This window comes from Pseudomonas sp. CAM1A (assembly GCF_047501685.1).
In the GTDB taxonomy this organism is placed as follows: Bacteria; Pseudomonadota; Gammaproteobacteria; order Pseudomonadales; family Pseudomonadaceae; genus Aquipseudomonas.
In genome coordinates this window covers 373,579-387,996 of record NZ_JBFNXP010000008.1, presented here as the reverse complement: position 1 = coordinate 387,996, position 14,418 = coordinate 373,579, and the positions used below count along the sequence as shown (strand labels likewise).

The following is a 14,418-nucleotide window of genomic DNA, read 5'->3' as shown; positions in this document are numbered from 1 at the left end:
CCTCAGCGGCAGATCTGCCAGAAGCCCATGTCCGCATGGAAGTGATTGTGGTGGGCGGCGTTGTAGTCCGGCCCCAGCACCGTGCTGAAACTTGCGCACGCCGCCTCCTGCACCTGGCGCAGGAAATCCGCCTTGCGCCCACCTCCCTGCCAGTCCCGCGCCAGCACGATGCGCTGGCCGTCCTGCAGGCGAAAACCACTGATATCCAGGGCATTGGCGCTGGCATGCTGGCTGAGCCGCCCTTGCTTGCGATGGTAGACGTTGCGGCAGGCAAAACTGCCCAGGTGATCGACCTGGGTCACTGGCTGGCCGAACACCCGCTGCGCCGCCGGTTGCAACCCATGCACTTCGAACAACGCATAAGCCACGGCCAGCGGGCAGCTGGCGAGGAAGCTGCTGCTGAGCCGCGCCTGCCCGCCTTCGACGCGCCAGACGTTGCGCAACGGGCAGTTGGCCGCCGCCGGGCTGTCGCTTTGCTGCCGATAGCGCAATGACGAAGTCTGCAACGCCTGGCGGCACAGCTCGGGGTCGGCGCGCAGGCGCGACAGCTTGTAGGGTGTCAGCAGGTTCGGTGGCTGGCGCACATCCAGCACCGCCCAAGGGTTCCAGGCATCCGCCGGGCGCCAACCGAGCCACCAGGCAACAAGCACGGCCAGCAGCAGGCTGGCCAATACGGTCAACGTTTTACCCATGCGACCTCAGCGCCGGAAGAGGTCATTGAGCTGATCGAATGGCAACGCCTGCTCGCCATAACTGAAAGTGCCCTGCTCATGGATCTCCAGCGCGGCCCGCTGCAAAGCGCCCAGGGCGGCACGCGCCAGCGATGAGCCGACACTGATGCGCTTGACGCCCAGGTCTTGCAACTGGTTCACGCTCAAGGGCACGCCCGCCATGCCCATCAGCACGTTCACCGGCCTTGGCGCCACGGCCTGCACCACAGCGCGGATCTCATCGACGCTGCGCAGCCCCGGGGCATACAGCACATCGGCGCCGGCCTCGGCGTAGGCCTGCAACCTGCGAATGGTGTCGTCCAGGTCGAGACGCCCGTGCAGCAGGTTTTCGGCGCGCGCGCAAAGGGTGAACGGGAACGGCAGGCTGCGGGCAGCCTGCACGGCGGCGCGTACACGCGCCACGGACAGGTCGAAGTCGTAGATCGGCGCTTCGGCGCGGCCACTGGCATCTTCGATCGAACCGCCCACCAGCCCCGCCTCGGCAGCGCGCAGAATGGTCTGTGCGCAGTCCTCGGGCAAATCGCCGAAGCCGTTTTCCAGGTCCGCCGCCACCGGCAATGGCGTGGCATTGACGATCGCCTGGGCGTTGCCCAGGGTTTCCTCGAGCGTCAGCGCGCCCTCGGCATCCGGCCGCCCCAGGCTGAACGCCAGCCCCGCGCTGGTCGTGGCCAGCGCTTCATATCCCAGGCTGGCCAACAGCCGGGCGGAACCGGCATCCCACGGGTTAGGGATGACGAACGCGCCATCTCGCTCGTGCAGCGCCTTGAAGGCTTCGGCTCGCAGGGTTTGCACATCCATGGTTCAACCTCCCGGCAGTCAGATCAAAGTAACCCCAGTTGTTCGACCTCAGGGGCGCGGGGCAATTCAGGCAGCGCTGCAAGGCCCGGCAGGCGAGCCATCAGCCGCTGGTGAAAACGCATGGCCAGCGCCGCCGCCAGGCGATTGTCGGAAGTATGCAGGAACACGTAGGGGCTGCGGCCCTCTTCGATCCATGCAGCGACCTTGTCGATCCACGGCGTGAGGAAGGCCTCGTTGGCCTCGAGCTGCGGGTGGCCGATGAAACGTACCTGCGGAGACTGGCTGAAAGCCGCTGGCCGCGGCGGTACCTTGGGCTTCTTGGCCTGGGCATGGAGCACCGCAGGCTCGCGTGAGGTGCAACTGAACAACGCGCGCGGATCCAGGCAGATACGCTCGACACCACGTTCATGCAGCAGGCGATTGAGCTGACGCTCCTCCTCGCCCCGGGCGAAGAAGGCATCGTTGCGCACCTCCACAGCCAGGGGCACGCCGATCTCATCAAGGAAATGCGCCAGCTCGCCCAGGCGCGACGGGCCGAACATTGCCGGCAACTGCAGCCAGTACGGCGCCACGCGCTCGCCCAGGGGCGCCATCAGCCGGGTGAAGTCGACGGCCGCATCGAGTTGTTCACACAGGTCGCCGGCATGGCTTACATCGCCTGGAAACTTGGCCGTGAAGCGAAACCCCGACGGCATGATCTGCGCCCAACGCTCGACGGTCGCCGGCGCGGGACGGGCATAGAAGGTGGTGTTGCCTTCAACGGCGTTGAATACCTGGCTGTAGAGCCCGAGGAACTCGCCGCTACGGGCATCGGCGGGATAGAGGTACTCGCGCCAGGCGTTTTCAGCCCAGGACGGGCAACCAAGGAAATAAGGGAGGGGTGATGGCTTCATCCATCAAATGTACAGGTCCAGCCCCAGCACTTCCATCTCCCAGTCGGTGAAGCCGGCGGTGGTCAGGTAGCTGGCCAGGGCGGTGGAGGTGCGGCGGTTGCGGGCGCGGGGAAAGATCAGGTCCTGCTGGCGGGCCGGCAGGTTCTCGCCGCGACGGCTGGCGCGGCTGATCTGCGCGTCGATGTCCTCGATGATCTCGGCATCGGCTTCGTCGATGGCTTCGTCACGCGCTGGCGCCTTGCGTGGCGCACGCTTGATGGGGTAGCTCTGCGAGGAGAAGCCGTCGATACGCATGAAAAAGGCACTCAGGATCAATGATGGCAATTTAGCAGCATCAGGAATCCTTCGCTAATGCCCGAACTGATAACTGGACCACAGTTCGCGCAAAAGGTTTTATCGTGAACGGCAATAGCCGACGAAATACCTTCAACGCGCCTTGGGCGTAGCCACATTATCGCGCAGGTAGACCGGTTGCGCCTGCTCGGCGACCACCGCCTCGCCCCGTGCCCAGGCGAAGCCGGCCAGGGTGAGGATATCCAGGGCGTTGGGCAACGCGGCCGCATCGCTGGCAGAAACCTGCACGGCCAGGCGCTCGGCGTAGCCCCAGCCGGTACCGGCACCGAACCACGCCTCGCCGGCGCCTTGCGGCAGCGCCACGCGCTCCGGCGGCAGTACCGCCTCCTGGCCGATCAGGCGCATCTCACCCTGTTCGGCGCGGTAGCAACCCCAGTACACCTCGTCCATGCGCGCGTCGATGGCCGCGGCCACCTGCTGCACGCCACGCTCACGCAAGGCGCCCTGGGCCAGGGCCGCCAGGTTGGACGTCGGCAGCACCGGGCGCTCGAGGGCGAAGGCCAGGCCCTGGACCACGCCGATGGCGATACGCACGCCGGTGAAGGCGCCCGGGCCACGGCCGAAAGCGATGGCATCCAGCGCACTCAGTGCCACACCCGAGTCGGCCAGCAACTGCTTGATCATCGGCAGCAGCTTCTGCGCGTGCATGCGCGGGATCACCTCGTAATGGCTGGTCACCTTGCCGTCATGCAGCAAGGCGACGGAACAGGCTTCGGTAGCGGTATCCAGGGCCAGCAAGGTGGTCATCGAGCAAGGTATCCAGGCAACAGGGAAAAGAGCGGCAGTATAAACGACAACGGCCCGCAAGCGGGCCGTCGTGACACACGGTGATGGATCAGCTCAGGGCTGCCAGCACCTTGGCGGTGATCGACTCGACCGAACCGACGCCTTCGATGTGGCTGTACTTCGGCTTGCCGGCGTTGGCGGCCGACAGCTTCTGGTAGAAGTCCACCAGCGGCTTGGTCTGGCTGTGGTAGACCGACAGGCGGTGACGTACGGTTTCTTCCTTGTCGTCATCGCGCTGGATCAGGTCTTCGCCGGTGACGTCGTCCTTGCCTTCCACCTTCGGTGGGTTGTACTGGATGTGGTAGGTGCGACCCGATGCCAGGTGCACGCGGCGGCCAGCCATGCGGCCGACGATTTCTTCGTCGTCCACGGCGATTTCGACCACGGCGTCGATGTCGACGCCAGCGGCAACCATGGCTTCAGCCTGCGGGATGGTGCGCGGGAAGCCATCGAACAGGCAGCCGTTGGCGCAGTCAGCCTGCGCGATGCGCTCCTTGACCAGGCTGATGATCAGCTCGTCGGAGACCAGCTGGCCGGCATCCATGACCTTTTTCAGCTCCAGGCCCAGTGGGGTACCGGCCTTGACGGCGGCACGCAGCATGTCACCGGTGGAGATCTGCGGAATACCGAACTTCTCGGTGATGAACTTTGCCTGAGTACCTTTACCGGCCCCGGGAGCTCCCAGCAGAATTACGCGCATCTTGTGCTCCTCATATTTTTTATGCAAATCAACGGATTCGGCGCACAAGGCCAACTCCGGAAAAATCGGTCGAGACCGCAAAATCGGTCAAAAGGCTGCTCAAGATACACAGCACCCGCCCCCCCGACAAGCGTCCCAAAGTGGCAGGAATGCGCCACTTGCGGCTTGCAGGGGGACAGGTTGCGCCGGGCGCAACCGGCCGTGGAGGGCGCGGCCACGGCCAGCCCTGCCACGCGCCGCGACCGCCGTGGGGTGAACTCAACCGGTGTTGCGCAMCCCGGCCGCGATCCCCGCCACTGTCACCAGCAAGGCCTGTTCCAACGGGCTGTCCAGAGCGGCTTCGCGGCTGCGCGAGCGTGCCAGCAACTCGGCCTGCAGGCGGTGCAGCGGGTCCAGGTAGGTGTTGCGCAGGCGGATGAATTCCAGGGTTTCCGGGCTGTGCGCCAGTAGCACCGACTGCCCGGTCAGACCCAGTACCACCTGGCACGACTGCGACAATAGGTCGCGCAGGTGCGCGCCCAACGGCAGCAGTTCGGGTTGCACCAGACGTTCGTCGTAGGCCTCGGCGATCTGCGCATCGGCCTTGGCCAGGACCATCTCCAGCATGTCGATGCGGGTACGGAAGAATGGCCATTGTTCACGCATCTGCGCCAGCAGCTCGCCCTGCCCGCGTGCCAAGGCATTGCTCAACGCAGTCTCCCAGCCGAGCCAGGCCGGCAGCATCAGCCGTGTCTGGGTCCAGCCGAAGATCCACGGGATCGCCCTCAGGCTTTCGATGCCGCCGGCGCGGCGCTTGGCCGGGCGGCTGCCCAGCGGCAGGCGGCCAAGCTCCTGCTCGGGGGTGGACTGGCGGAAGTACTCGACGAAGTCAGGATTCTCGCGCACCACGGCGCGGTAGGCCTTGACCCCGTCGGCGGCGAGCTGGTCCATCAGGGCGCGCCAGGCCGGCTCCGGCGGCGGCGGTGGCAACAGGGTCGCCTCCAGCACCGCGGCCAGGTAGAGATTGAGGTTCTGTTCGGCGATGCCCGGCAAACCGAACTTGAAGCGGATCATCTCGCCCTGTTCGGTGGTGCGGAAACGGCCACCCACCGAACCCGGCGGCTGCGACAGGATCGCCGCGTGGGCAGGGCCGCCGCCACGCCCAACCGTGCCGCCGCGGCCATGGAACAACAACAGCTCGACCTGATGCTCACGGCAGATACGTACCAGGTTTTCCTGGGCGCGGTACTGGGCCCAGGCCGCCGCCGTGGTGCCGGCATCCTTGGCCGAGTCGGAATAGCCGATCATCACTTCTTGCGGGCCGTGCAGGCCGGCGCGATAGCCGGGTAGCCCGAGCAGGCGCTCCATGACCGGGCCCGCGTTGTCCAGGTCGGCCAGGGTCTCGAACAGGGGCACCACGCGCATCGGCCGGGTCAGCCCGGCCTCCTTCAGCAACAACTGCACCGCCAGCACATCGGAAGCCGCGCCGGCCATGGAGATCACGTACGACCCCAGCGACGCCGCAGGGGCCGCGGCGATTTCGCGGCAGGTGGCGAGTATTTCGGCGGTATCGGCCTGGGGCTGGAAATGCGCCGGCAACAGGGGGCGGCGGTTCTTCAGTTCGGTCTGGAGGAAGGTGATGCGGCGCTCTTCGTCCCACTCGGCGTAGCGGCCGAGGCCGAGGTAATCGGTGATTTCCGACAGCGCATCGCGATGGCGGGCAGCGTCCTGCCGCACATCCAGGCGCACCAGGAACAGACCAAAGGTCACCGCCCGGCGCAGGCAGTCGAGCAACGGGCCGTCGGCGATCACGCCCATGCCGCACTCATGCAGCGACTGGTAGCACAGCTCCAGCGGCGCGATCAGCTCGCGATTGTCCACCAGTACCGCCGCGCTGGCCGGCTGCGTCGCGGCCAGCGAGGCGTGGGCCCAGGCGCGCGTGGCACGCAGGCGGTCGCGCAACTGTTTGAGCAGCGCCCGATAAGGTTCGGCGCTGTCCCCGACCTTTTCCTTGAGCGCGGCGCTGGCCTGCTGCATGGACAGCTCGGCGGCCAGGTAGTCGATATCGCGCAGAAACAGGTCGGCGGCCATCCAGCGCGCCAGCAGCAGCACTTCGCGGGTTACCGCCGCCGTGACATTGGGGTTGCCGTCACGATCACCGCCCATCCAGGAAGCAAAGCGAACCGGCGCCGCCTCCAGTGGCAGGTGCAGCCCGGTTGCCTCGAACAGTGCCGCGTCGACCTTGCGCAGGTGACTGGGCACCGCCTGCCACAATGAGTGCTCGATCACCGCGAAGCCCCACTTGGCCTCGTCCACCGGCGTCGGCCGGGTCCTGCGGATTTCCTCGGTGTGCCAGGACTCGGCGATCAACCGGCGCAGGCGCTCACGCACCTGCTGGCGCTCGGCCGGGATCAGGTCGCGGTGATCCTGCGCGGCCAGCTGCGCGGCGATGGCATCGTACTTCTGGATCAGGGTGCGGCGCGCCACCTCGGTGGGGTGCGCGGTGAGCACCAGCTCGATGTGCAACTTGCCCAGTTGCCGGGCCAGCTCATCATTGCCATGGCCAGCCGCCTTCAGGCGCGCCAGCAGTTCGGGGAGCACCTGGGCCTCGAACGGCTCGGGCTGGCCGGCGTCACGGCGTCGGATCAGCTGGTACTGCTCGGCGATGTTGGCCAGGTTGAGGAACTGGTTGAACGCCCGCGCCACCGGCAGCAGGTCCTCCTCGGCCAGATCGCCCAGGGTCGAGCTCAGTTGCTCGCCCGCTCCGCGCCGGTCGGCCTTGGCGCTGTGGCGGATGTCCTCGATCTTCTGCAGGAACGCCTCGCCATGCTGCTGGCGGATGGTCTCGCCAAGCAGTTCTCCCAAAAGGTGCACATCCTCGCGCAAGCGCAGATCGATATCACTCATCAGCCTTCTCCACTCCAGGAAACCGCATGCGCCCAAGAGTGCCCACTCGCGCCCGCCCCTGGCAAGCCGCAAGCCGCCAAAGCAACTAAAGTAAACACAGGTCATCCGAAGCAATGCCACTCCAGGCTTTGACAGAGGTCATCATGAAAATTCGCCAACTCGCCCAGCACTGGGAACAGAACGCCGCCGGCCGCCTGAGCCCCACCGGCCATGTCCTGCACCTGGACATGGAAGCAGAAGCGCGCCTGGCCGCGCTGATCGACATGTACCCCAAGCGCAGCCCCGAGGAACTCCTGGGCGAGCTGGTGGCGGCGGCACTGGAAGAACTCGAGGCCAGCTTCCCCTACGTCAAGGGCCAGCAGGTGATCGCCACCGATGAGGAAGGCGACCCGTTGTACGAGGACATCGGCCCTACGCCGCGCTTTCTGGCCCTGTCCCGGCGCCACCTGCAGGCCCTTGGCCGGGTGCAGAAAGACCCCTCGCACTGAGCCCTTGCGGGTGCCGGGCACTGCCCGGCATACCGTCATTTGCAGCGGAAGTTCCAGGCGAAATCCGCTGACTGATTAGTCAGAAAAAAATACCTTTAGCGTGCAAATTTTTCTGAACTATTCAAAAACCGCTTCGGTCACAGCCAATAGCCATCACGGCAAAACCCTGTAAACACGGGCCTTTGCGCCCGACGCTGGCAACAGGGGAACAGCGATTGTCACAGCGTGGCATCGTCGTTTAACAGGAGTGACCCAATGGAGTTGACCACCATGAAGACCCGCATCGCACAACCTTCCTCCACTCATCTGCGCGGGCTCAAGCTGGCCGCGCTGGCCCTGGGCAGCAGCCTGGTGCTGGCCGGCTGCGCGGGCAAGCCGCCTACCGAGCAGTACGCCGTGACCCAATCGGCGGTCAACTCGGCGGTCAGCGCCGGTGGCACCGAGTTCGCGGCAGTGGAGATGAAGGCTGCCCAGGACAAGTTCAAGAAGGCCGAAATCGCCATGCACGACAAGAAGTATGACGATGCCAAGCTGCTGGCCGAGCAGGCCGAATGGGACGCCCGCCTTGCCGAGCGCAAAGCCCAGGCGGCCAAGGCCCAGAAGGCCGTGCAGGATGCCCGCCAGGGTGTCCGGGACGTACGTGAGGAAGGCCTGCGCAGCGCTGAGTAAGCCTGCCCTGCCTCTATAGCCTTCGTTAAAGATCAAAGGATGAACACTATGCGCAACTACGTCATGATTCCCGCCCTGCTGGCCCTGAGCGTCGGCCTTGCCGCCTGCTCCCACGACCCGAACGCCAATCTTGAGTCGGCCCGCACCAATTTCTCCGCCCTGCAGAGCGATCCGCAGTCGAGCAAGGTGGCCGCGCTCGAGACCAAGGACGCCCAGGACTGGCTGAACAAGGCCGACAAGGCCTACATGGATCGCGAGGATGAGAAGAAGGTCGACCAGCTCGCCTACCTCACCAATCAACGCGTCGAAGTGGCCAAGCAGACCATCGCCTTGCGCACCGCCGAAGGCGAGCTGAAAAACGCCGCGGCACAACGCGCACAGGCCAAGCTCGACGCCCGCGATGCGCAGATCAGGAAACTGCAGGACAGCCTCAACGCCAAGCAGACCGACCGTGGCACCCTGGTGACCTTCGGCGATGTGCTGTTCGACTTCAACAAGGCCGAGCTCAAGAGCAGCGCCTACCCCAACGTCACCAAACTGGCCCAGTTCCTCCAGGAGAACCCTGAGCGCAAGGTGATCGTCGAGGGCTACACCGACAGCGTCGGTTCGGCCAACTACAACCAGACCCTGTCCGAACGTCGCGCCGCCGCAGTGCGCATGGCCCTGGTACGTGCCGGCGTGGACCCTGCGCGCATCGTCGCCCAGGGTTATGGCAAGGAGTATCCGGTAGCGGACAACGGCAGCAACTCCGGCCGTGCGCAGAACCGTCGGGTGGAAGTGACCATCTCCAACGACAACCAGCCGGTGGCGCCACGCTCGGTCAGCCAGATCCAGTAACCGTTGCTGGCTGAACGAAAACCCCCGCCTTGATGGCGGGGTTTTTCGTTGGTATCGATCAAAGCGTTTCCCACGCCACTCACGCAAACGCCCCGAACAAAGTCGGGGCGTCTGCCTGGCGCATGTCACTGATTACTGGAACAGTGACTCGCTGGACAGGCCATTCTTCTCGAGGATCTCGCGCAGGCGCTTCAGGCCTTCGACCTGAATCTGCCGCACCCGCTCACGGGTCAGGCCAATCTCCAGCCCGACATCCTCCAGGGTGCTGCTTTCATGCCCACGCAGGCCGAAACGCCGTACCACCACCTCACGCTGCTTGTCGGTCAACTCGCCCAGCCACTGGTCGATGCTCTGCGACAGGTCGTCATCCTGCAGCAGTTCGCATGGGTCGGTGGGACGATCGTCGGTGAGGGTGTCGAGCAGCGTCTTGTCGGAGTCCGGCCCCAGCGAGACGTCCACCGAGGACACCCGCTCGTTCAGGCCGAGCATGCGCTTGACCTCGGCCACCGGTTTTTCCAGCAGGCTGGCGATCTCTTCGGGCGACGGCTCGTGGTCGAGCTTCTGTGTCAACTCGCGAGCGGCACGCAGGTAGACGTTGAGTTCCTTGACCACGTGAATGGGCAGGCGGATGGTGCGGGTCTGGTTCATGATCGCCCGCTCGATGGTCTGGCGGATCCACCAGGTCGCGTAGGTCGAGAAGCGGAAACCGCGTTCGGGGTCGAACTTCTCCACCGCACGGATCAGGCCCAGGTTGCCTTCCTCGATCAGGTCGAGCAGCGACAGGCCACGATTGACGTAACGGCGGGCGATCTTGACCACCAGGCGCAGGTTGCTTTCGATCATGCGCTTGCGCCCGGCAGGGTCGCCTTTTTGCGACAGGCGCGCGAAATGCACTTCTTCCTCTGGCGAAAGCAGGGGCGAGAAGCCGATTTCGTTGAGATACAGTTGGGTCGCATCAAGTGCCCGACTGTAGTCGATGTACTTGTGCTGCTTGAGCGATGCGCCCTGTTTCGACTTGGTCCGAACCGAAGGTACAGCAGGTTCGTCTGACACCACATCCGTTTCCAAAACGATGCCCGTCTCCATCAGAAGCAGGTCATCGTCGATGTCAAACTCCGGCACTTCTTTACTGAGAGCCATTGTTATAGTCCTTTGCTGAGTTCGAACTCAGACTCGAGCGTCACCCTTCCATGGCAGCGCTGGAGCCTGTCCCCTCTACATCCAAGGAACAGGCCGGGACATTGATCAACGGCGTGGCAGGAACTGGAGAGGATCGACGGGTTTGCCCTGGCGGCGAATCTCGAAATGCAGCTTCACCCGATCAGTGCCCGTGGACCCCATTTCTGCGATCGTCTGCCCTGCCTTGACCTGCTGCCCCTCCCGAACCAAAAGCCTGCGGTTGTGACCGTAGGCACTGACGTAGGTATCGCTGTGTTTGATGATGATGAGCTCGCCATAGCCCCTCAAGCCACTACCGGCGTAGACCACCGCTCCATCAGACGCAGCAAAAACAGGCTGTCCCAAATCACCGGCGATATCAATGCCTTTATTCAAACTACCGTTTGAAGCGAATTTTCCAATCAGCACGCCGTTCGCCGGCCACGTCCAACCGCCGACGGCGCGCTCTGCGGCGGGCACCTGGGCAACCGTTTGCGAGGTGGTGGAAGGGGCAGTTGTGGCACTTTTGCCATTGCTGGTCGCCGGTGCCGTGGTGGCGATCGGCCGGCGGATCACCGTGGTCCGGCTCGACGACGAAGTGCTGCCGACGACCGTCGTGCTGCCCCCTGCGCCGCTGCTGAAACGGATCGGCTGGCCCGGTCGGATGGTGTAGGGGGCGGGAATATTGTTGCGTGCCGCCAGCTCCTTGTAGTCCCAACCGTAGCGGAAGGCGATGGAGAACAGCGTGTCGCCGGGCTTGACGATGTACTGCCCGGAGGTGACGGTCGGGCGCTTGGGCGCGGCGTTGTTGCGGTCGACCACACGGGCGCCGTTCGAGCTGGTGCTGGAACAGCCAGCCAGCAGGGTCCCCATGGCCAGCGCGATCACCAGAAGCTTCAATACCGACCGATCCTTGCGCTGCCGCATGCCTGTGTGACCCACCCGCGCTCCCCTCATGCTGTCAAAAATGACGATACAAAATGCAATATTGTTTCAATTATAACCGAGCCACCCTGCTTGGGGTGACTCGCTGTTGGCCTGTTCGGTGTACGAAAAGCGCCACGCCAGATAGACAGGGCCCAGACGCAAGAATTCGTCGTCGGCGCAAATATTCCGTGGCGCCGCTCAGGCCAGTGGGCCATTGAGCAGCGGCACGAAGCGCACGGCCCCAAGTACCCGGCGCGAGAAGCCATGCTCTTCGCGCACGATCAGCAGCAGTTGCTGGGTCTCCCCCGCCGGCCCGACCGGGATCACCATGCGCCCGCCCGGCGCCAGCTGATCGAGTAATGCCTGCGGCACTTCAGGCGCGACCGCGGTGACGATGATGCCGTTGTACGGCGCCAGTGCCGGCCACCCTTCGCAGCCGTCGCCCCAGCGGAACACCACGTTGCGCAGGTTGAGCTCGACCAGGCGCTCCTTGGCCCGGTCCTGCAGCACCTTGATGCGCTCCACCGAGAACACCCGCTCGACCAGTTGGGCGAGGATCGCGGTCTGGTAGCCCGAACCGGTGCCGATCTCCAGCACCTTGTCCAAGGGGCCTGCCTCGAGCAACAGCTCGCTCATGTGCGCGACCATGAACGGCTGGGAGATCGTCTGGTTGTGGCCGATCGGCAGCGCCGTGTCTTCATAGGCGCGATGAGCCAGGGCCTCATCGACGAACAGATGCCGCGGGGTGCGACGAATGGCCTCGAGCACCTTGGCGTTCGACACGCCTTCTTCATAGAGCCGCTGGATCAGCCGCTCCCGGGTACGCTGGGAGGTCATGCCGATACCGCGGCGCTGCAGATCGTCCTGTTCGCGCATCAGAGCAGGCCCTCCAGCCAGCCGTCGAGGCGCTCGAAGGCATCGTTGAAGGTGCGGTCCAGCTGCAGCGGGGTGATCGACACGTAGCCCTGCATCACGGCATGGAAGTCGGTGCCCGGGCCGCCGTCTTCGGCATCGCCGGCCACGGCGATCCAGTAGCCTTCCTTGCCGCGCGGGTTGACCACCTTGGTCGGCGCCGCGGCACGCGCCCGGTGCCCCAGGCGGGTGAGCTGGATGCCACGGATGTGCTCCAGCGGCAGATTGGGGATGTTGACGTTGAGCACGGTGCGCGGCGGCAGCTCCAGGCGTGACTGCGCCTCGACCAGGCGCCGGGCGATATAGGCGGCGGTCGGCAGGTTGTCGGGCAGGCGCGACAAGAGCGAGAAGGCCAGCGAGGTGCCGCCGAGGAAGCGCCCTTCCAGCGCGGCGGCGACCGTGCCCGAATAGAGCACGTCATCCCCCAGGTTGGCGCCCAGGTTGATGCCGGACACCACCATGTCGGGGGTTTCCGGCAGCAGGCCGTTGAGCCCCAGGTGCACGCAGTCGGTGGGCGTGCCGTTGAGGCTGATGAAGCCGTTGGCCAGGGTCTGCGGGTGCAGCGGCCGGTCCAGTGTCAACGAACTGCCGGCACCGCTCTTGTCTTGATCCGGGGCAATCACCACGCACTCGGCATAGTCCACCAACGCTTCATGCAGCGCGGCGAGGCCGGGTGCGGTAACACCGTCGTCATTCGAAATCAGAATACGCATGGGCTGTCCGTCTGCCCTGCCGGCACCAGATCGACGAGTTCGCGCACCACCACGGTGGCGAAGCATCCGGCCGGAAGGACGAATTCCAGTTGCAGGATATCAGGCTCGGGATAATGCCACGTCAGCCGCCCAATAGGGAGCCGCAGGATACGCCGTTCGTGATCCATGCCCGCTCGCGCCAGCCAATCGCACAGCGCCGGATGACGTCCGGCGATCGTGGACTCGAGGTCCAGGGTCGCGCCCTGGCTCGGTGCCGCACCGGCGCCCCACAGCGGGCCGGTCGGGTGCAGGTCGAGAATGGCCAGGCGCGGGTCGCTGCACTCGGCCTCGCCCGCCACGAAGAAGCTGCGCTTGTCGGTGAAGGCCAACAGGTCGCCGACCTGGGTGCGCTGCCAGCTGCCGTCGGCGACACGGGCAGCCAGCACCTGGTTGAACAGGTAGCTGCGCCCGGCCGACAGCAGCCGCGAGCGCAGGTTGCGCTGCTCGGGCAGCGCCTGGCGAGCGGCCCAGTCCTGGGCGTCGTGCACGTTGCCACCGGCATGGCCGAAGCGCTGGCTGCCGAAGTAATTGGGCACGCCCTGCTGCTTGAGCTTCTCCAGGCGGGAATCGAGGGCCTGGTGGTCGGCCTGCAGCGCGGTCAGGCGCAAGGTGAAGCCATTGGCCGAATGCGCGCCACGCTGCAGCTTGCGCTGGTGGCGCACCTGCTTGAGCACGCGCAGGGTCTCGTCCTCGGCACGGGACAGGTCGGGGTCGGCCTTGCCCGGCAGGTGCAGGCTGAACCACTGGCGGGTCAGGGCCTGGCGGTCCTTGAGGCCGGCATAGCTGATGGCGCGCACCGGCACACCAGCGGCGCGGGCCAGGCGGCGAGCCGCCTCCTCGGTGTTGAGGTCGCGCTTCTCGACCCACAGCCACAGGTGCTCGCCCTGGCCGGACAGCGGGATATCCAGGACTTCATCGACCTGGAAGTCTTCAGCCACCGCCTTGAGCACCGCAGTGCCCAAGACATCGCCCGAGGCCCGAGGGCCCAGCAGTTCCAGTTCGGTCATGCTGGCAGCAGCAGGGCGACTGCGTGCACAGCGATACCCTCCTCGCGACCGGTGAAGCCCAGTTTCTCTTCAGTGGTGGCCTTGACGTTGACCTGGTCGAGCTCGATCTGCAGGTCTGTGGCAATTTGCTGGCGCATGGTCTCGATATGCGGGGCCATCTTCGGGGCCTGGGCGACGATGGTGGCGTCGACGTTGCCAACCTTCCAGCCCTTGTCACGCACGACAGCGACCACGTGGCGCAGCAGCACCCGGCTGTCGGCGCCCTTGAACTGCGGGTCGGTGTCGGGGAAATGCTTGCCGATGTCGCCCAGCGCCGCGGCGCCCAGCAAGGCATCGCTCAGGGCGTGCAGCAGCACGTCGCCGTCGGAGTGGGCCAGCAGGCCGAACTTGTGGGGGATACGCACCCCGCCCAAGGTAATGAAATCACCGTCGCAGAAACGATGGACATCGTAGCCGTGGCCAATACGCATAGAAGAACGCCCTGATTGAGTCAGGGCGTGATTCTACCTGCTTTTGCGCT

16 protein-coding genes are annotated in these 14,418 nt (G+C 65.3%); 3 read left to right on the top strand and 13 right to left on the bottom strand.

From position 1 onward, the window contains the following. Window positions 1-2: 2 nt before the first annotated feature. From ABZO33_RS19365 to ppc, 7 genes are all read right to left on the bottom strand, one after another. Window positions 3-692, bottom strand: a complete 690-nt coding sequence (locus ABZO33_RS19365; RefSeq protein WP_414537302.1) for an extensin family protein — start codon at window positions 690-692, stop codon at window positions 3-5. A gap of 6 nt (window positions 693-698) precedes the next feature. Then, entirely contained in the window at window positions 699-1,529 is an 831-nt protein-coding gene (locus ABZO33_RS19360; protein WP_414537301.1) for an isocitrate lyase/PEP mutase family protein, read from the bottom strand. A gap of 23 nt (window positions 1,530-1,552) precedes the next feature. Beyond that, entirely contained in the window at window positions 1,553-2,422 is an 870-nt protein-coding gene (locus ABZO33_RS19355; RefSeq protein WP_414537300.1) for a DUF72 domain-containing protein, read from the bottom strand. A gap of 3 nt (window positions 2,423-2,425) precedes the next feature. After that, complete coding sequence (locus ABZO33_RS19350; RefSeq protein ID WP_038707592.1) at window positions 2,426-2,716, bottom strand: hypothetical protein; 291 nt, start codon at window positions 2,714-2,716, stop codon at window positions 2,426-2,428. Window positions 2,717-2,848: 132 nt separating this feature from the next. Next, window positions 2,849-3,523, bottom strand: coding sequence for a tRNA (adenosine(37)-N6)-threonylcarbamoyltransferase complex dimerization subunit type 1 TsaB (tsaB, locus tag ABZO33_RS19345; RefSeq protein WP_414537299.1), 675 nt, complete (start codon window positions 3,521-3,523; stop codon window positions 2,849-2,851). A gap of 88 nt (window positions 3,524-3,611) precedes the next feature. Next, window positions 3,612-4,262 (bottom strand): adenylate kinase, encoded by a 651-nt coding sequence (gene adk, locus ABZO33_RS19340; RefSeq protein WP_023632584.1) that lies wholly within the window; start codon window positions 4,260-4,262, stop codon window positions 3,612-3,614. A 258-nt stretch (window positions 4,263-4,520) separates the two neighbouring features. Continuing rightward, window positions 4,521-7,148: a phosphoenolpyruvate carboxylase gene (gene ppc, locus ABZO33_RS19335; RefSeq protein ID WP_414537298.1), complete on the bottom strand. Its 2,628-nt coding sequence runs from the start codon at window positions 7,146-7,148 to the stop codon at window positions 4,521-4,523. Window positions 7,149-7,291: 143 nt separating this feature from the next. Between ppc and ABZO33_RS19330 the strand changes: the two genes are divergently transcribed. The 3 genes from ABZO33_RS19330 to ABZO33_RS19320 all read left to right on the top strand — a co-directional run bounded on the left by ABZO33_RS19330 (window position 7,292) and on the right by ABZO33_RS19320 (window position 9,142). Next, the gene (locus ABZO33_RS19330; protein WP_046854414.1) at window positions 7,292-7,636 is read left to right on the top strand and encodes a hypothetical protein; all 345 of its coding nucleotides are present in this window, start codon (window positions 7,292-7,294) and stop codon (window positions 7,634-7,636) included. A gap of 255 nt (window positions 7,637-7,891) precedes the next feature. Next, on the top strand, window positions 7,892-8,305 hold the full coding sequence (locus ABZO33_RS19325) for a DUF4398 domain-containing protein (RefSeq protein ID WP_102684069.1): 414 nt from the start codon (window positions 7,892-7,894) through the stop codon (window positions 8,303-8,305). 48 nt (window positions 8,306-8,353) lie between these two features. Beyond that, window positions 8,354-9,142, top strand: a complete 789-nt coding sequence (locus ABZO33_RS19320; protein WP_046854412.1) for an OmpA family protein — start codon at window positions 8,354-8,356, stop codon at window positions 9,140-9,142. A gap of 132 nt (window positions 9,143-9,274) precedes the next feature. Here ABZO33_RS19320 and rpoS read toward each other — a convergent pair whose 3' ends face one another. The 6 genes from rpoS to ispF form a co-directional block, all read right to left on the bottom strand. After that, window positions 9,275-10,282, bottom strand: coding sequence for an RNA polymerase sigma factor RpoS (gene rpoS, locus ABZO33_RS19315; RefSeq protein ID WP_011535249.1), 1,008 nt, complete (start codon window positions 10,280-10,282; stop codon window positions 9,275-9,277). Window positions 10,283-10,387: 105 nt separating this feature from the next. Then, a complete protein-coding gene (locus tag ABZO33_RS19310; RefSeq protein WP_414537297.1) occupies window positions 10,388-11,242 on the bottom strand; it encodes a peptidoglycan DD-metalloendopeptidase family protein in 855 nt (284 codons plus the stop codon). Window positions 11,243-11,425: 183 nt separating this feature from the next. Continuing rightward, window positions 11,426-12,064: a protein-L-isoaspartate(D-aspartate) O-methyltransferase gene (locus tag ABZO33_RS19305; RefSeq protein ID WP_414537361.1), complete on the bottom strand. Its 639-nt coding sequence runs from the start codon at window positions 12,062-12,064 to the stop codon at window positions 11,426-11,428. 38 nt (window positions 12,065-12,102) lie between these two features. Next, window positions 12,103-12,852: a 5'/3'-nucleotidase SurE gene (gene surE / locus ABZO33_RS19300; RefSeq protein WP_046854410.1), complete on the bottom strand. Its 750-nt coding sequence runs from the start codon at window positions 12,850-12,852 to the stop codon at window positions 12,103-12,105. After that, window positions 12,840-13,898: a tRNA pseudouridine(13) synthase TruD gene (gene truD / locus ABZO33_RS19295; protein WP_414537296.1), complete on the bottom strand. Its 1,059-nt coding sequence runs from the start codon at window positions 13,896-13,898 to the stop codon at window positions 12,840-12,842. The genes surE and truD overlap by 13 nt, the downstream gene beginning before the upstream one ends. Beyond that, complete coding sequence (gene ispF / locus ABZO33_RS19290) at window positions 13,895-14,368, bottom strand: 2-C-methyl-D-erythritol 2,4-cyclodiphosphate synthase (protein ID WP_414537295.1); 474 nt, start codon at window positions 14,366-14,368, stop codon at window positions 13,895-13,897. Before ispF ends, truD begins: the two co-directional genes overlap by 4 nt. Window positions 14,369-14,418: the final 50 nt, after the last annotated feature.